This window comes from Silanimonas sp., from assembly GCF_027531545.1.
Taxonomy (GTDB): domain Bacteria; phylum Pseudomonadota; class Gammaproteobacteria; order Xanthomonadales; family Xanthomonadaceae; genus Silanimonas.
Map to the genome: position 1 here is coordinate 413,718 of NZ_JAPZSC010000001.1, position 17,548 is coordinate 431,265.

Consider the following 17,548-nt stretch of genomic DNA (forward strand, 5'->3'; position numbering starts at 1 on the left):
GTAGACCAAGTCGTTCCCCAATGGCGGAGGAATGTCGGACGGTCTCCTATCGCTCCAAGGTGCTCCGATCCAGTCGCACGATGACGCTACGCGAATCAATCACTCGATCTCGCTCTCCGAGCTCCTGTCGCTCCAAACGAGGCAGGTTGCCGGAAGGGTGAGGACAGCGATCAGCACTCCCCAGAAGATGGCCTCCCAGTGCCCGCGGTTTTCGGGCATCCACCAACCGAAATCAAATGCCAGCTGCAGATAGATGGTCCCCAGTAGGAGGATCGCAGCGATTCCGGTGTAGGCAACCGTATGGGCCCGGTATCGAACGTAGCGTTCCCGTTCGTCGAGCTGATCCTCCTTTCGGTTGACCAACTGATAGGCATACGTTGCCGTGAATGCGGCAGCAACGAGGCCGGCGATCGCGATCATCGCCAGTCCCAAGACATCAAGGACGGTGTCGGGGTGGAGAAGCCTGACAAGAGCGCCGACCGGGTAGCCCACAAGGATGACGACGGTGGCTATGCGTGCGGTCGACCCCGGCCAGACTTGTGCTCGCGTGCGGCCAAACGAAGACGTCATTCTCAAGCTCCTCTATCAGCGGAACGCAACGTTTCCGACAAGGGCGGAAACGGCGCAAGCGAAAACACCTGTTCAACGGGGACATCAAAAAAGGCCGCCAAGCGCAGGGCCAACTCGATGCTGGGGCTGTACTCGGCGCGCTCGAGGTAACCGATGGTCTGGAACGACACACCCACTTCTTCCGCCAGCGCTTGGCGGCTCAGGCCGCGCTCGACGCGCAAGACGCTGATGCGGTTGTGGACTTGGGTCTTTTCCTGACGTTTTCTCACGTTGTGCTGTGTGGCCCTATGGCGGCAGTAAGGTGTTCAATGGCAACACAATGTAGTGCATGCACCACACTTCGTCTACCCAACTGATGACCTATGGGACACCCACCGCGCAGTTCACCTCTCAGCCCGCACGATTCGCCGCCAACAGGCGCGACTCGTGCTTGGGCGCATGGATACGTCGCAGAGGGATTTTGGCGAGGGCGACGACCCTCGGTCTTGATTAGCGTTCGGCATCCGAAGAGAACGCGACATCGCATGGCATTGCGAATGCCCACTCTTGGCGGCGGTTTCACACGGTCGAGGCAACGCCGTATCTGCAAAGAAAAACCCCGGCCTTGGCCGGGGTTCTTCTTTCATCGGATGAGCGTTAGTCGCCTCACTCCGCGCGCTTCTCCACGCCGAGCTGGTCGAGCATGAAGGCGTACTGCTCGGCGGCTTCGGCGAAGCGGCGGAAGCGGCCCGACTTGCCGCCGTGGCCCGCCTCCATGTTGGTGCGGAACACCAGCAGGTTGTCGTCGGTCTTCTTCGCGCGCAGGCGGGCGACGTACTTGGCTGGCTCGAAGTACTGCACCTGCGAGTCCCACAGGCCGGTACCGACGAACATCGCCGGGTAGTCCTTGGCGGCCAGCTGGTCATACGGCGAGTACGACAGCATGTAGTCGTAGAACTCCTTCTTCTCCGGGTTGCCCCACTCGTCGTACTCGTTGGTGGTGAGCGGGATGCTCGGGTCGAGCATCGTGGTCACCACGTCGACGAAGGGCACCTGCGAGATGATTGCGTCGTACTTCTCCGGCGCCATGTTGGCCACCGCGCCCATCAGCAGGCCGCCGGCGCTGCCGCCCATCGCGGCCACGCGGTCCTCGGCGGCGTAGCCGTTGGCCACCAGCCAGTCGGTCACGTCGATGAAGTCGGTGAAGGTGTTGATCTTGTTGAAGAGCTTGCCGCCGTCGTACCACGCGCGGCCCATCTCCTGGCCGCCACGGATGTGCGCGATCGCGTAGACCATGCCGCGGTCGAGCAGGCTGGGCACCAGGCGGCTGAAGCCCGGGTCGGAGGAGCTGCCATAGCTGCCGTAGGCGTACTGCAGCAGGGCGGCCTCGCCGTTCTTCTCGAAGCCCTTGCGGTAGACGATCGAGACGGGGATGCGCACCGTGCCGTCGCGCGAGGGCACCCACGCGCGCTCGGTGACGTACTGCGTCGGATCGAAGCCCGGCACCGGATCCTGCTTGAGCTGCTTGCGCTCACCGGTCTCGACGTTGATCTCGTAGGTCGTCGCCGGCGTGGTGAGCGAGGTGTAGGTGTAGCGCACCCACGGCGTGTCCGGCATCGCGTTGACGGAGAGACCCATCGTGTAGGCCGGCTCGTCGGATTTCACGAAGTCGCTGCGGCCGTCGTCCTTCAGGATGCGGATGCGGCGCAGCGCGTTCGAACGCTCGCCGATGGCCATGTAGCCATCGAACAGTTCCACGCCCTCGATGAACACGTCACCGGCGTGCGGCACCAGCTCCTTCCAGCCTTCGCGGCTGCCGAGCGCGTCCTCGGCGGCGGTCATGATGCGGAAGTTCGGAGCGTTCCAGTTGGTGGTGATCACCCAACGGCCGGCGTAATGGTCGGCGCTGTACTCGACGTCCCGCTCGCGCGGGGCGACCACCGTGAACTCGCCCGGGCTGGCCGCCTTGGTGCAGCGCTGCTCCGAGGAGACGGTGCTGCCCACGCCGATGCAGATGTACTGCTTCGACCGCGTGCGGCCGATGCCCATGTAGAAGCTGTTGTCGGTCTCGGTATAGACGAGCTTGTCGTCGCTCGCCGGCGTACCGATCACATGCGTCTTGACGTGGGTGCTGAGCAGGGTCTCCGGGTCGTTCTCGACGTACCAGATCGTCTTGTTGTCGTCGCCCCAGACGATGTTGCCGCTGGTGCCGGTGATGGCGGAGTCCAGCAGCTCACCGGTGGCGATGTCCTTCACCTTGATCGTGTACTGCCGGCGGCCGTTGAGGTCTTCGGCCCAGGCCAGCTTGCTGCCGTCCGGGCTCACTTCCCAACCGCCGACCTGGAAGTAGTCCTTGCCCTCGGCCATGGCGTTCTGGTCGAGCAGGATCTCCTCCGGCGCCTCCATCGTGCCCTTGCGGCGCGCCGTGATCGCGTAGTCCTTCCCGGTCTCGAAACGGGTGTAGTACCAGTAGCCGTCCTCGAAGTACGGCACGCTGGAATCGTCCTGCTGGATGCGCCCGACGATCTCGTCGTAGAGCTTCTGCTTCAGCGGCGCGAGCGGCGCCAGCATGGCGTCGGCGTAGGCGTTCTCGGCGTTGAGGTAGGCGAGCATCTCCGGGTTCTCGCGCTTGTCGTCGCGGAGCCAGTAGTACTCGTCGTTGCGCACGGCGCCGTGCGGGGCCTTCACTTCATGCGGGCGCTGCGCGGCGACAGGAGGCGTCGGCGCATCGGCGGCGAAGCTCGCCGGCGCGGTGAAGCCGGTGGCCAGCAGCAGGCCGATGGCTGCGAGCGGGCGGCGGGACAGGGTCGGGCGATTCATCAGTTCGACTCCGGGAAGAGCTTCATCTTCAGGAAGGTGTACGCCAGCGCGTTCATCTTGGCGCTCTGCGCGTTGTTGGCGGCGCCGCCGTGGCCGCCTTCGATGTTCTCGTAGTAGTAGACCGGGTGGCCCTGCTCTTTCATCAGCGCGAACATCTTGCGGGCGTGGCCGGGATGCACGCGGTCATCGCGCGTCGAGGTGGTGAACAGCACCGGCGGGTATTCCACGTCAGGCTTGACGTTGTGGTACGGCGAGAAGGTGCGGATGAACTCCCACTGCGCCGGGTCGTCCGGATTGCCGTACTCGGCCATCCACGAGGCGCCGGCGAGCAGCGTGTGGTAGCGGCGCATGTCGAGCAGCGGCACCTGGCAGACGACGGCGCCGAACAGCTGCGGGTAGAGCACGGTCATGTTGCCCACCAGCAGGCCACCGTTGCTGCCGCCCTGGATGCCGAGGTGCGGCGGCGTGGTGATGCCGCGCTTGATCAGGTCTTCCGCCACCGCGGCGAAATCCTCGTAGATGCGCAGGCGGTTTTCCTTCAAGCCGGCCTGGTGCCAGCGCGGGCCGTACTCGCCGCCGCCGCGGATGTTGGCGACGACGTACACGCCGCCTTCCGACAGCCACGCACGACCGACGCCACCGGAGTAGCCCGGCGTCAGCGAGACCTCGAAACCCCCGTAGCCGTAGAGCAGGGTCGGGTTCTTGCCGTTCGCTTCCAGGCCCTTCTTCGCGACCATGAAGTAGGGCACGCGGGTGCCGTCCTTGCTGGTGGCGAAGTTCTGGGTGATCTCGAAGCCCGAGGCGTCGAAGAAGGCCGGCAGCTGCTTCAGGGCCTGCGGCGCCTCGCCCACCGTGCCGAGCATCAGCGTGGTCGGCGTCAGGTAATCGGTGACGGTGAGGAAGTAGTCGTTGTTGGCCTCATCGTCGACGGCAGAGACCGAGACCGTGCCGAAGGCCGGCGCGCCTTCCAGCGGACCTCGCGTCCATTCGCCGTTCGCATAGGTCAGCACCGACAGGCGGTTCTTGACGTCCTCGAGCACGTTGAGGATCAGGTGGTCCTTGGTCGGCGTGAGGCCGACGAAGGCCGTGGTGTCGGTGGGCTCGAACAGCACGTCGAAGTCGCGCCCGCCGGCCATGAAGGCGTCGAACTTGGCCGCGATCACCGCGCCCTTCGGATAGACGCGGTCGCCGACGCGGTAGTCCTCGCGCAGTTCGAGGATCAGCCACTCGCGGTACGGCGTCTTGTTCGCCGAGTTGGGGGCATCGATCTTGGTGAGCGCGCCATCGGCGCCGCGCACGTAGAGCTCGTCGTTGTAGAAGGCGATGGTGCGGCTGACGAAATCACGCTCGAAGCCCGGCGTCAGGTCGCGGTAGCCGGCGATGTACATGTCCTGCGCCGTGCCCTCGTACACCACCTTGGCCTCGGCCAGCGGCGTGCCGCGGGTCCACTCCTTGACGATGCGCGGGTAACCCGACGACGTCATCGAGCCATCGCCGAAATCGGTGTAGGCGTAGACGCTGTCGGCGTTGCGCCAGGTCAGTCCGCCCTTGGCTTCCGGCAGGCGGAAGCCACCGTCGACGAAGGCGCGGTCGCTCTTGTCCCACTCGCGCACTTCGACCGCATCCGCGCCACCGCGCGACAGCGAGACGAGGCAGCGGTCGTAGGCCGGACGCAGGCAGTCGGCGCCGCGCCACACCCAGTTCATGTCCTCCGCCTTGTTGATGGCGTCGAGGTCGATCAGCACTTCCCACTCGGGCTCGGCCTTGCGGTATTCCTCGAGCGTGGTGCGGCGCCACAGACCCGCGGGGTTCTGCTTGTCGCGCCAGAAGTTGTAGAAGTACTCGCCCTGCTTGCCGACGAACGGGATGCGGGCGTTCGAATCGAGGATGGCCAGCAGGTCGTCACGGAGGGCGCCGAACCCCGGCTGGCCCTCGAGGACCCTCTGCGAATCGGCGTTCTGGGCACGCACCCAATCGAGGGAACGCGGCGCTTCCACGTCCTCCAGCCACTGCCAGGCATCGGCAGGCTGCGGCGCAGTGGCCGCCGGGGCGGGCGTGTCGGCGTGGGCGAGAGGCGCGGTCATCAAGGCGAGAACAAGGGCGAGGCGCGTGCGGCGCATGAGGCCTCCATGGGGGCCGGAAGGGAGTCGTCGGAGCTTACCCCCCGCCCACTCCCGGGCATGCATGACCAAAGTCACGGCGGACGCCACCTTCACGGCCTTGACGGGGCGTTCTCCCGGTGGCGCCCACGCTGCGTCCATCCCCCACCGGAGCCGCCCATGCGCGCGACCGCCCGCCCCGCCCTGCTTGCCGCCTCGATCGCCGCCCTGGCGCTGACGCTGGCCGCCTGCCAGACCCCGCCGGAGACACCGCGCAGGCCCGCCGACGCCGCGACCGCTCCGGTCGACCTCGAGCGCTTCATGGGCACCTGGTACGTCGTCGCGAACGTGCCCTACTTCTTCGAGAACGGGAAGCTCGCCACGCGCGACGTCTACCGCCTGCGTCCCGACGGACGCATCGACAACGACTTCGTCTTCAAGAAGGCGTTCGACGAACCCGACCGCACGTGGAACGGCGTCTCGACGATCGTCGAAGGCAGCGGCGGCCGCGAATGGAAGGTGCAGTTCATCTGGCCGTTCTCGACACGCATGCAGGTGCTGGACGTGGCGCCCGACTATTCGACCGCACTGCTCGCCACGCCGGACCGCAAGCTGGCGTGGATCTTCTCGCGCGAACCGGTGATGGACGAGGCCCGGCTGGCCGCGCTGGCGACGCGGATCGCCGCGCACGGCGTGGATCGGACTGCCTTGCGGCGGGTGCCGCAGGTCGAGGGCCAAGCCGTGGCGCCGATCGCACCCTGAGCCGGCCCGGCGCTGAACGGGCCGGGCTACCGCATGGCGTGGCGCAGGCGCGCGTGCTATTCCATGCGCCGCGTCCCCAATGAATGAGGCCCGCCATGCCGAGTGTGTCCCGCGCCCGCCCTGTCCTTGCCTTGGCGCTGTTCGCGCTGGCCGGACTCTCCGCCAGCAGCGCGTCGGCACAGCCCGCCGACGGCTACATCGGCCCGGAAACCTCGAGCGAGCCGCAGCCGGCGGTCGGGGCGAAATCGGGCCGCTACGGCGGTGGCGGATGGTCGGGCGACTGGCAGGTTTGCGCCGAGGAAGGTCGTCGCTGCACGGTGCGCGGCTGGGGCGTGGTTCGCTACGGCGCGCGCGGCAGCTTCGTATACCGCGAAGTGCGCAACGCCAGCCTGCAGTGCGACAACTCGATGTTCGGCGACCCGGCGTTCGGCCGGCAGAAGCGCTGCGAGGTGCGGCTTTACGACGACGGCGGCTGGGACGGCGGCGGTGATGGCGGCTACGGCTGGACGCGCTGTGCCCGCGAGAACGAAACCTGCCGCGTCGATGGCCCCGCCACCGTGCGCTTCGGCATCGACGGCCGTTACTACGAGCGGCGCGTCCGCGGCGGCGACGTGTACTGCAGCATCCAGACCTTCGGCGACCCCGCGCCGCGCGAACGCAAGGTCTGCGACGTGCGTTACGACGGCGGTCGCCCGGGCGGTGGTGGCGGATGGGGCGGTGGCTGGAACGGCGGCTGGACGCCCTGCGCCCGCGAGAACGAGGTGTGTCGCCTGCCCGGCCCGGCGACGGTCCGCTATGGCTCCGAGCGGCGCTTCACCGACCAAGAGGTCCGCGGCGGCAGCGTGCGCTGCGACAACCGCACCTTCGGCGACCCGGCTCCCGGCGAAACGAAGCACTGCTCGTTCCGCAGCGGCGGCGGCTGGCAGGGCGGCGGACCCGGCAGTGGCCCCGGCAACGGCTGGACCGATTGCGCGGCCGAAGGCGGCTTCTGCCAGTTCCGTGGCCGCCGCTCGGTCTGGTACGGCGCCGACAACGGACGGAGCGTGACGCGCGAATTCCGCGATGGCGTGGCCTGCACGAACGAGGCCTTTGGCGGCGACCCCGCACCGCGGTCGCCGAAGCGCTGCGCGATCCAGCGCTACTGAACCCAGGCGTCGAGCGCGTCCTCGGCCCACTCGCGGCCGCGCTCCCGCAACTCCTTCGCGCGCCAAAACTCGTAGAAGCTGGCGGCGTCACGCGGCACGCGGATGACGAGGTCGGGCGGATCCTGCGCCACCTGCAGACGCGTCATCTGCGAGTGCATGGTGTCCATCGAGCGCGACATCAGGTCGAGCAGGCTGGCGATGCCACCGGCCGGCGCCGCCGGCGTGGCGCCCACGGGCGGCGGCGGCGCGGTGAACCACGAGGCCACGCGCGTCTTCCAGCCCGAGGGGGCCACCGGCGCGTCGTCGTTGAACATCTCCGCTTCGCGCAGCGGCACCGGCTCGCTGGTCGGCGCCCGCGGGGATCGCGCGTTGAGGTCGACGGCCACCACGTAATCGCAATGGAAGCCGCGGGTCGCGGCCAGCGGCAGCGGCGCCAGCAGGCCGCCGTCGACAAGCTCGCGCCCGTTCACCTCGTGCGGCGTGAACACCATCGGGATCGCGATCGATGCGCGGATGGCGTCGAACAATGGCCCCTGCTGGAACCACACCTCGCGCTGCGTTGCGAGGTCGGTGGCGACGGCCACGTAGGGAATCGGCAGGCCTTCGATGCGGTGCTCGCCGACGAGGTCGCGAAGCGTCGCGATGACACGATCGCCGCGGATCAACCCCGAGGCACCGAACGTCACGTCGAGCAGGCGCAGCACATCGTTGCGTTCGAGACGGTCCGCCCAGTCGCGATAGGCGTCGAGCTTGCCCGCGGCGTGGATGCCGCCGACCAGCGCCCCCATCGACGAGCCGGCGATCGCCGCGATTTCGAAGCCCCTCGCCTCCAGGGCTTCGATGACGCCGATGTGGGCCAGGCCGCGGGCGCCGCCGGCGCCGAGCACGAGGGCGACGCGTTTGCCGCGCGTCGCGGGCATCGCCCCCTCAACCGTCATAGGCCGCCGCGGTGAGTTGCAGCAGGGTGCGCAGCTGCTCGCGCAGCGGCGTCGGCTCGATCACTTCCGCATCCGGGCCGTAGCGCAGCACGTCCATCAGCAGCTCGCGCGCATTGCTGTAGGGCACGCGCAGTTCGTAGCGGCCGTCGGACAGCAGCCGGCCTTCCTGCTTCGAATGCCAATGCTCGTCGGCGACCCAGCGCGCGGCTTTGGCGCTGAATCGGATCGTCGCCCAGGCCTTGGGCGCGCCGCTGAAGATGCCGTAGCTCGACGCGAGGTGGGCATCAAGCTCGGCGTCGGGATGGTCGATGGCGGTGGCCTCGTCGATGCGCGCATGGGCGATGCGATCGACCGAAAAGCTGCGCAGCGCTTCGCGCTCGTGGTCGTAGGCGTCGAGGTACCAGTTGTCGCGATAGTGGGTGAGCCGCTGCGGCGAGACATTTCGCTGCGTGCGCGTGTTGGTGGAGCGCGCGAGGTATTCGAAGCGCAGACGTCGACGCTCGAGCACCGCCCCGGCGACCATGCGGAAGGCCGCTTCATCGACGCGCCGCGTGCCGCTGCCGATTACCCGAACGCGCTCGATCGGCCAACGCTTGCCGCCCGCGTGCTGCTGGAGAAGGGAATCGATGCGGCCCTTCAGCGGCGCGATCGCCGCCGAGAGAATGCCGGGACCCGTGCGGTCGAGCAGCTGCTGCGCGGCAGTGAGCGCATGCAGCTCGTCGGAGCTCAGCCAGAGGCCGGGCAGTTCGAAGCGCTCGGCCTCCTTCTCGAGGTAGCGGAAACTGGCCTCGCCGTCGGTGCTCTCCAGCGGCGCGCCGAGCGCATCGCGCAGAAAGGCGATGTCGCGGTAAAGCGTGGCGCGAGAGCAGCCGAGTTCGTCCATCAGGCGCTGCAGCGGCACCGGCAGGCGCGCGCCCTTCAAGCTGCGGTGCAGGGCGAGGATGCGTTCGTAACGGTCCATCGGCGGCTCGGACTCGACGCGGGGGTGGATAGCATCGCAAAGCCGCCGCCCCACCGCCATCGCTGGGGTAGATTGGCGCCCACCCTCCCAACAGGATTTTCCTTCTGGACGCGTGGCTGACCCTCGCCATCCTCATCGCTGCTGCTGCGCTGTTCATCAGCGAACGGCTGCGGGTCGACGTGATCGCCCTGATGGTGTTGTCGGCACTTCTGGTGTTTGGCCTGGTCAACCCGGACGACGCGTTGGCCGGCTTCAGCAGCGAGGCGACGATCACCGTCGCAGCGATGTTCGTACTCAGTGCAGGGCTTTCCCGCAGCGGTGCCTTGCTCGGGCTGGGCCGCGCGCTGTCGCGCGTCCGCAACCCCTGGCTCATGCTGGCGATCGTGCTCGCCGTGGTCGGGCCGGTCTCGGCCTTCATCAACAATACGGCCGCGGTCGCCGTGTTCCTGCCGCTGCTGCTGGCCGCCGCGGTCGCCAGCCGCCGCGCGCCCTCGAAATTCCTGATCCCACTCAGCTACGTCGCGCAGATGGGCGGGGTTTGCACGCTGATCGGCACCTCGACCAACTTGCTGGTCAACGGCATTGCCAAGGCGTCGGGCCAACCGGGTTTCACGCTGTTCGAGTTCGGCGAGCTCGGCCTGATCTTCATGGGGGTGGGCGTCGCCTACCTGCTGATCGCCGGCCCTTTCCTGCTGCCGGAGCGCGAAGCACCGGCCCTGCCGGCGAGCGATGAGATCGGGAAGTACGTCACCGAGCTGCGTGTGCCGGCAGGTTCGTCGCTGATCGGGCGGATGGTGGCCGACATACGCGCCATGGAGACGCATCGCGTCTATGTCCTCGAATTGATCCGCGGCGACGAAAACCACTGGGCGCCACGAAGCACCGCCATCGACGTCGACGATCGCCTGATGGTGCAAGGCGAGTGGCCGAAGCTCACCGCCTTCGCGCAAGCCCACGGGCTGCGGCTGGACGCCGTGCCGCAGGGCGAGCGTGGCGTGCTTATCGAGGCGATGGTGGCACCGAACAGCCGGCTGGAAGGACGCACCTTGGGTGAAGTCGCCCTGCCGGAGCAACACCAATCGCAAGTGATCGCGATCTACCGGCGTGGCCAACGCGTGGCCGAGCAGCTGCGCTCCTTGCCGCTCACCGCCGGCGATTTGGTGTTGCTGAGCGTGCCGGATCGCGAGTTGCCGGACCTGCGCCGCGACCCGGCTCTCGTTGTGGTTTCGGAGCGAAACGATCAGCGCATCGAGTGGACCCGCGCCCTCATTTCGGTGGGAGTGATGGCCAGCGTAGTCGCACTCGCCGCCACCGGGATCATGCCGATCGTGGAGGCGGCCCTGCTCGGCTGCATCGCGCTCGTGCTGCTGCGCTGCCTCGAACCCGATGAAGCCTATGCCGCGATCGACTGGCGCGTGATCGTGTTGCTGGCCGGTGTGTTCCCGCTGGGCGTGGCGATGCGCGACAGCGGCCTCGCCGGGATCATCGTCGAGTACACCCTGGCCCCGCTCGGCGGTTTCGGTCCGATCGCCGCACTGGCGGCGCTCTACTTGGTGACTGCCGTACTCACCGAGATCATGAGCAACAACGCCGCGGCGGTGCTGCTGACACCGATCGCGCTCGGCACGGCGGAGACCCTCGGCGTGGATGCCAAGCCGATGCTGATCGCGGTCATGTTCGCAGCATCGACGGCATTCGCCACGCCGGTGGGCTACCAGACCAACACCATGGTCTACGGCGCGGGCGGATACCGCTTCTCGGACTTCATGAAGATCGGCCTCCCGCTCAACTTGATCTTCTTCGTGCTAGCCGTACTGTTGATCCCAAGCCACTTCCCGTTCTGACGGCGAGTGGCCCGCCGCCATCGCGGCGGAAACGCGGCGGCGCTACGCTGGGGCACCCCCAACCCCGCCGGAGATCCCCCCATGCGCCTGTCCGCCGCTGTGTTCCTCCTCGCCTTCACGCTGCCCACCATGGCACTGGCCGATGCCAAGGCCGAGCTCGCCCGCGCCTTCGACAAGTTGCTCGACGCCCCCTCGTTCCGCGCCTCGATGAGCGATGCCGGCAGCGGCGAGAAGTACGTCGACATGGAATTCCAGGCCCCGGACCGCTACCGCATAGTCAATGCGCAGGGTGGCCCGACGATGATCGTCAGCGGTGGCCAGGCGCAGATGGACGTGGGCGGCCGGCTGTTGACCGTGCCGGTGCCGGTCAATGCCATCGTCAACGCCTACCGCAACGAGGATGCGATGCGGAAGCAGCGCGAGTCGATGGTGGTGGAAGCCCTGCCCGACGCGACGCTCGACGGCCAGACCGCGAAGGTCTACCGCTTCACGACGCAACACCCGAAGCCGGTCACCTCGACGGCCTGGGTCGGCGACGGCGACACGCTGCTGCAGATGGAGGTGGACGAGGGCGCGGCCGGGCGCGGCAAAGTCGTGCGCGTGCGCTACCGCGACATCGGCAGCGCGGACATCCGCATTCCCTGAAGGCGCAATCCGGCGGGGCGTTCAGTGCCCCAGCAATTCGCCCGCGCCCTGCGCCAGCAAGGCCTCGGCGACGCGTTGGCCGAGGCCTTCCGGATCGGCGGCGCTGCCCTTCGCTTCCGCCCGCACCAAGCGGCCGTCGTTGGCATCGCCCACCGCGCCGCGCAGCAGCAGCTTCTCGTTGAACAGCTCGGCGAAGCCGGCCACCGGCACGTGGCAGCTGCCGTGCAGGGCGCGGTTCATCGCCCGCTCGGCCTCGACGCAGACGCGCGTGGTGCCGTCATCCAGCCCGCGTAGCAGCCGCGCGATGTCGGCGTCACCCTCGCGGCATTCGATGGCGATGGCCCCCTGCGCGACGGCCGGCAGCAGGCGCGGCGGCGTCAACCGCTCGCGGATGCGGGCGTCGAAGCCGAGGCGCTGCAGCCCGGCGCAGGCGAGGATGATGGCGTCGTACTGCCCGACATCGAGCTTCGCCAGCCGCGTGTTGACGTTGCCGCGCAGGTCGAGCAGTTCGAGGTCGGGTCGAAGCGCGCGGAGCTGCGCCTGCCGACGCAACGAACTGGTGCCGACGCGCGCACCGCGCGGCAGGGCATCGAGCGTGGCGTGGGCGTTGCTGACGAAGGCATCGAAGGGATCGGCACGCTCGAGGATGGCGGCCAGCACGAAGGGGCCGTCGAGCTCCATCGGCACGTCCTTGAGCGAATGCACGGCGGCGTCGGCACGGCCTTCCAGCATCGCGACCTCGAGCTCCTTCAGGAACAGCCCTTTGCCGCCGACGGCCGCCAGCGCGCGGTCGAGGATCTGGTCGCCGCGCGTGGTCATCGGCACCAGTTGCACCTCGAGCCCGGGGTGCAGGGCGCGCAAGCGCGCGGCGACGTGTTCGGTTTGCCAGAGGGCGAGCGCGCTCTCGCGCGTGGCCAGTCGGATCAGGGGCATGTCGGGTTCCGTGAGGGGCGCCGTCGTCGGCGCTACAGGTGTTTCAGCTCGTCGCGAAGCGCAGGCAGGCAGCGGCGACTGACTTCGAGCACCGCACCGCCGTCGCGCAGCACCGCGTTCACGACGCCCTCCGGCGAGCGCCGCAACTCGCTGAACTGCTCGCGTGCGACGAGGCAGTTGCGGTGGATGCGTAGGAAGCGGCCGGCGAATTCCGCTTCGAGGCCCTTGAGGGAATCCTCGACGAGGTCCTCGCCGCGGGCATGGTGCACGACGACGTATTTCTCTTCCGCCTGCAGGTAGCGGATGTCCGCAACGGGAATGAGGCGCAGCGAACCGCGCAGCCGTGCCGCGAGATGGGTGCGCGCCCGGCCCGGCAGCGCCGGCGCAGCCGCCGCCTGCTTGCGCCCGGCGCGTCGTTCAGCAGCGCGCTGCAGGGCCGCGGCAAGGCGCTCCGCGCGCACGGGCTTGAGCAGGTAGTCGACCGCCGCGGCTTCGAAGGCCGCCAGCGCGTGCTCGTCGTAGGCGGTGCAGAACACCACGGCGGGCGGCGATTCCATCCCGGCGAGATGGCGCGCGGCCTCGAGGCCGTCCATCTCCGGCATCTCGATGTCCATCAGCACGACATCCGGCGGCTGCGTCAGGCAGGCGTCGAGGGCGCTGCGGCCGTCGCCGACCATCGCCACCACGCGATGCCCGCCCAGTTCGGCGAGCAGGGCGGCAAGGCGCTCGCGGGCCAGCGGTTCGTCGTCGGCGATCAGGACATCCATGGGATCAGGCGGCAGCGCCGAGCGGCAGTTCCAAGCGAACGCGATAGTAGCCCTCGGCGGCCTCCGACGACATCCGCGCGCCGTCGCCGAACTGGTGGCGCAGTCGCTGGCGGATCGATTCGAGGGCATGGCCATTGCCGGGGCGCGGATCGACCCCCACCGGCCGCGGGTTGCCCACGTCGATGCGCAACAAGCCCTCCACGACCGAGAGGTCGATGCGAATCTCGCCACCCTCCTTGAGCCGCGCGATGCCATGCACGACCGCGTTTTCCAGCAGGGGTTGCAGCACGAGGCGTGGCAGCGGCAGATCCATCGGCAAACCCGGTGCCGCGTTCCAGTTCACCTGGAGCCGCGACCCGAGGCGCAGCTGCTCGATGCCGAGGAAGCGCTGCGCGAGATGGATCTCGTCGGCCAGCGTGCCGCGTTGCCCCGGCGCCCCCAGCGCGGCGCGGAACAGCTCGGACAGGTCTTCCACCGCGCGCTCCGCGGCAGCCGGGTCGCGACGCACCAGGGCGGCGATGGAGTTCATCGAATTGAACAGGAAGTGCGGCCGGATACGCGCCTGCAGCGCCTCCATCTGTGCCTGCGAGACCGCTTGCACCTGGGCGCGCCAGCGATCCTGCGCGGCGAAGTAGCGCAATGCGATGGCGGCGATCAGGCCGGTGAGCCCCGCCGTGGTCAACACGAAGTGCCGGTTCATCTCGGCGTCGAGGACGAACTGCCCGAGGCTCGCGGCGATGTAGTTCAGGGCCCCGGCGCCGAGCAGCGCCACCAGGGTGGGAACGGCCGTCGCCGCCGCGAAATCGACGCGGGTCGGCAAGCGTGAGAGCCAGGGGCGCAACTTGCACAGCGCCACCGCCGAGGCGATCGCGATCCACGTGGCCAGCGCGCTGGCGGAGGCGAATTCGGTGAAATCCCAGCGCGGTGCGCGGGTGGGCGCCAGCGCGATGGTGAGCATCACCACCTGCCCGGCCGCGACCGCGGCCAACAGGCGCCCGCGGGAACAGAACTCAGGAAGACTCAGGCGGTCGGCGACGGGCGACATCGCCGCATTATTGCCGAATGCCGCGGCCGGCCCCGCGGCCGCGTCGGGAACGGTCTCAGGCCGCCGCCGGCACCCAGTGCGGACGGCTCGGCAGGGCGTGGCGGAAGATTCGCCACACCACTTCCCCGAACTGCTTCGGCAGCGAGCCCGTGTTGTAGGGCACGCCGTACTTCGCGCAGAGCGCCTTCACCTCGACGGCCATGTCGGCGTAGCGGCGGGCCGGCAGGTCGGGGAAGAGGTGGTGTTCGATCTGGTGGCTCAGGTTTCCGGTCATGAAGTTCATCAGGAACCCGCCGCCGATGTTCGACGAGCCGCGGATCTGCCGCTGGTACCAGCCGGCGCGCGTTTCGTCCTTCACCTGGGCCGGCGTGAACGTGATCGCGTCGGCGGTGAAGTGGCCGCAGAAGATCACCACGAAGGTCCACAGGTTGCGCACGAGGTTCGCGGCCATGTTCCCCAGCAGCACCGGCAGGAAGAAGGGGCCGGCCAGCAACGGGAAAAGCACGTAGTCCTTGCCGCCCTGCCAGGGCAGCTTGCGCAGCAGCGGCTTCGCGTCGGAGAGGAAGTAGCGCCACGAGCGGCGCCCCTTCACGTAGCGGCCGAGTTTCAGGTGCTGGATGGCGATGCCGGTCTGGTAGAACACCGCGAGCAGGGCCGCGTAGATCGGCTGGCCCAGCGCGAACGGCGTCCAGCGCTGCTCCGGGAAGATGCGCAGCAGGCCATAGCCCACGTCGTCGTCCTTGCCGCGCACGTTGGTCCACTGGTGGTGGCTGTGGTTGTGCGTCTGCCGCCACCAGTCCGAGGGGCAGAGGTGGTCCCACTGGAAGCGGTCGCCCTGCAGGCTCGGGTCGTTCATCCAGTCGTACTGGCCGTGGATGACGTTGTGGCCGAGTTCCATGTTGTCGACAATCTTCGAGATGCCGAGCATCAGCACGCCGAAGGCCCACAGCGGCCAGAGCAGCCAGGGCGCGGGCGCCGCGCCATAGAGCGCGAGGCGGCCGAGCACTTCCGTCCAGCGCACGACGTGGCGCACGCGGCGGATGTAGCGGGCGTCGGCGGCACCGAGGTCGCGGACGTGCTTCTCGCGAAGCGTGTCGAGTTCGGCGCCGAAGGCTTCGAGGCGCTCGCCGGTGAGCAGGGGGGCGTGGGCGGTCATGTCAGAGGTCGATCGCAAGGTCGGTGCGGGCCGCGCTGACGCAGAGCTTCAGCGAGGTGCTGGCTTCGGGATGGGCGCTGTCGTCGCGCAGGTCGATATGCACGCCGCTGGCTTTGGCGCAGGTGCAGCGGCCGCACAGGCCCTGTCGGCAACCGTGCTCGGGCTTGAGCCCGGCCGCTTCGAGCGCGGCGAGCAGGGGCGTGTCGGTGGGAATGCTGAGCGTGCGACCGCTTTTCAAGAGCGTGAGCTGCACCGCCGCGGCCGGCACGTCGGGCACGCGCAGCACCGGCGGCGTGAAGCTCTCGGTGGCGATGCGTGCCGCCGCTTCGCGCAGCAAGGCCTCCACGCGGGCGACGAAGCCGGTCGGGCCGCAGGCGAGCACCTCGGCACCCTGTGGGCTGCCGGGGAGTGCGGCCAGCGTGGCTTCGTCGAGGCGACCTTCGGCTTCGTGCGCCGCGGACGGCGCTTCACCGGTGAGGAACAGGCGGAATTGGAAATCGGGGAAGCGAGCCTGCAGCGTGCGCAGTTCCTCGACGAAGCAGGCCTCGGCGCGCTCGCGCACCCAGTACGCCAGGGAGAGCCCGGCCAGCTGGCCGCGCTCCGCGGCCGCGCGCACTTGCGCGATCGCCGCGGTGATGCCGCTGCCGGCCGCCATCAGCATCCGCTGCGGCGCATCCGGCATCTCGAAGGCCATGCCGCCCCACGGTTCGCTGATCTGCAGTCGGGCGCCCTCGCGGGCCTCGGACAACCAGTCGGCGAAACGGCCGCCCGCCACCTTGCGGACGGTGATGGCGATCTCGCGCTGCCCCGGCAGGCTGGTCAGGGTGAAGCTGCGCTGGAAACGGCGGCCGTCCAGTTCGAAGCCGAAGCTCAGGTGCTGGCCGGGCTGCCAACCCTGCAGGCGCTCGAAAGGCTTCAGCCACAGGGTCTCGCTGTCTGCCGAGGCCGCCTCGCGGCGGATCAGCCGCGCGGTGTTGCCATACGGGCTCCAGCCGGGCTGCAGCAGGCCGCGCCAGTAATGCCAGGCGGGGCGGAACGGGGGCGGCGCAAGGGCGAAGGACATGCGGGGCTCGGCTGGGGCGGTGGCGCTGGGGAATACTATACAGTCGTGCAGACAGACGTATAGACAACCATCCCGAAATTCAATCGCCGGGCCGGGCCGCGTTCATCCCGGGCCGGGCCACCCCCTCCCGCCCTCTACACTGCGCCCCATGAGCGATCCGATTCCCCTCCATCCGGCCCGGGCCACGCCCTCGGGCCCCGGCCGCAAGCCGCAGATCAGCCGCGACGACCTCATTGCCGCCGCCCTGCGCCTGCTGGGGCCCCACCGAAGCGTGTCCACGCTTTCGCTGCGCGAGGTGGCGCGCGAAGCGGACATCGCCCCGAACAGCTTCTATCGGCACTTCCGCGACATGGACGCGCTGGCCATCGCGCTGATCGAACTCGGCGGCCGCAGCCTGCGCACGATCATCCGCGAGGCGCGCACACGCCTGAAGCCGGGGCGCAGCGTCATCCGCACCTCGATCGAGACCTTCATGGAGCAGCTCGACGCCGACGAGCGCCTGCTGCACATCCTGCTGCGCGAGGGCATGGTCGGCTCCGACGCCTACAAGGCCGCCGTCGAGCGCGAGCTGCGCACCTTCGAGGAGGAGCTCTGCATCGACCTGGTGCGCCTCTCGGAAGCCGGTGGCCGGCCTGTCCACGCGCCGGCCCTCGTCGCGACGGCGATGACGCGGCTGGTGTTCGCCATGGGGGCCACCGCCATCGACCTGCCGCGCGAACGCCGCGGCGAAGTCGTCGAGCAGCTGGTCGAGATGCTGAAGATGATCATGGTCGGCTCGCACGTGCTGGCCGAGCACGAGGCGCGCTGACGCGCCCCGGGTC

The 17,548-nt window shown here is 68.8% G+C and carries 15 protein-coding genes and 1 pseudogene; 5 read left to right on the top strand and 11 right to left on the bottom strand.

Annotation, left to right across the window (positions count from 1 at the left end):
• Positions 1-99 precede the first annotated feature (99 nt).
• From O9280_RS01845 to O9280_RS01860, 4 genes and pseudogenes are all read right to left on the bottom strand, one after another.
• On the bottom strand, positions 100-570 hold the full coding sequence (locus O9280_RS01845) for a hypothetical protein (RefSeq protein ID WP_298338060.1): 471 nt from the start codon (positions 568-570) through the stop codon (positions 100-102).
• 2 nt (positions 571-572) lie between these two features.
• Positions 573-839: a helix-turn-helix transcriptional regulator gene (locus O9280_RS01850; protein WP_298338062.1), complete on the bottom strand. Its 267-nt coding sequence runs from the start codon at positions 837-839 to the stop codon at positions 573-575.
• Positions 840-1,215: 376 nt separating this feature from the next.
• Complete coding sequence (locus O9280_RS01855) at positions 1,216-3,369, bottom strand: S9 family peptidase (RefSeq protein WP_298338064.1); 2,154 nt, start codon at positions 3,367-3,369, stop codon at positions 1,216-1,218.
• Positions 3,369-5,390, bottom strand: a pseudogene (locus O9280_RS01860) (prolyl oligopeptidase family serine peptidase); the annotation flags it as partial. The gene O9280_RS01855 and the pseudogene O9280_RS01860, both read right to left, overlap by 1 nt.
• Before the next feature lie 258 nt (positions 5,391-5,648).
• Between O9280_RS01860 and O9280_RS01865 the strand changes: the two are divergent.
• On the top strand, positions 5,649-6,230 hold the full coding sequence (locus O9280_RS01865) for a lipocalin family protein (protein ID WP_298338066.1): 582 nt from the start codon (positions 5,649-5,651) through the stop codon (positions 6,228-6,230).
• A gap of 95 nt (positions 6,231-6,325) precedes the next feature.
• Entirely contained in the window at positions 6,326-7,375 is a 1,050-nt protein-coding gene (locus tag O9280_RS01870) for a hypothetical protein (protein ID WP_298338068.1), read from the top strand.
• On the opposite strand, the gene O9280_RS01875 is transcribed toward O9280_RS01870, so the two are convergent.
• Positions 7,369-8,295: a patatin-like phospholipase family protein gene (locus tag O9280_RS01875; protein ID WP_298338070.1), complete on the bottom strand. Its 927-nt coding sequence runs from the start codon at positions 8,293-8,295 to the stop codon at positions 7,369-7,371. The genes O9280_RS01870 and O9280_RS01875 overlap by 7 nt on opposite strands.
• A 7-nt stretch (positions 8,296-8,302) precedes the next feature.
• Positions 8,303-9,274 carry a YafY family protein gene (locus O9280_RS01880; protein ID WP_298338072.1) on the bottom strand — a complete coding sequence of 324 codons (972 nt, stop codon included), beginning with the start codon at positions 9,272-9,274 and terminating at the stop codon, positions 8,303-8,305.
• A 155-nt stretch (positions 9,275-9,429) separates the two neighbouring features.
• Between O9280_RS01880 and O9280_RS01885 the strand changes: the two genes are divergently transcribed.
• On the top strand, positions 9,430-11,118 hold the full coding sequence (locus tag O9280_RS01885; protein WP_343228720.1) for an SLC13 family permease: 1,689 nt from the start codon (positions 9,430-9,432) through the stop codon (positions 11,116-11,118).
• A gap of 81 nt (positions 11,119-11,199) precedes the next feature.
• Positions 11,200-11,763 (top strand): hypothetical protein, encoded by a 564-nt coding sequence (locus tag O9280_RS01890; protein WP_298338075.1) that lies wholly within the window; start codon positions 11,200-11,202, stop codon positions 11,761-11,763.
• 21 nt (positions 11,764-11,784) lie between these two features.
• On the opposite strand, the gene hemC is transcribed toward O9280_RS01890, so the two are convergent.
• Genes hemC through O9280_RS01915 form a run of 5 tightly spaced genes read right to left on the bottom strand, consistent with a single transcriptional unit; the run spans position 11,785 to position 16,727 of the window.
• Complete coding sequence (hemC, locus tag O9280_RS01895) at positions 11,785-12,696, bottom strand: hydroxymethylbilane synthase (RefSeq protein WP_298338077.1); 912 nt, start codon at positions 12,694-12,696, stop codon at positions 11,785-11,787.
• Positions 12,697-12,728: 32 nt separating this feature from the next.
• Entirely contained in the window at positions 12,729-13,463 is a 735-nt protein-coding gene (locus O9280_RS01900) for a LytTR family DNA-binding domain-containing protein (RefSeq protein WP_298338079.1), read from the bottom strand.
• Between the two features lie 4 nt (positions 13,464-13,467).
• Positions 13,468-14,508 (bottom strand): histidine kinase, encoded by a 1,041-nt coding sequence (locus O9280_RS01905; protein ID WP_298338081.1) that lies wholly within the window; start codon positions 14,506-14,508, stop codon positions 13,468-13,470.
• Positions 14,509-14,563: 55 nt separating this feature from the next.
• Positions 14,564-15,664, bottom strand: coding sequence for an acyl-CoA desaturase (locus O9280_RS01910; RefSeq protein ID WP_298338083.1), 1,101 nt, complete (start codon positions 15,662-15,664; stop codon positions 14,564-14,566).
• Position 15,665: 1 nt separating this feature from the next.
• Positions 15,666-16,727 (bottom strand): FAD-binding oxidoreductase, encoded by a 1,062-nt coding sequence (locus O9280_RS01915; RefSeq protein ID WP_298338085.1) that lies wholly within the window; start codon positions 16,725-16,727, stop codon positions 15,666-15,668.
• Positions 16,728-16,875: 148 nt separating this feature from the next.
• Between O9280_RS01915 and fabR the strand changes: the two genes are divergently transcribed.
• Complete coding sequence (gene fabR / locus O9280_RS01920) at positions 16,876-17,535, top strand: HTH-type transcriptional repressor FabR (RefSeq protein ID WP_298338087.1); 660 nt, start codon at positions 16,876-16,878, stop codon at positions 17,533-17,535.
• Positions 17,536-17,548: the final 13 nt, after the last annotated feature.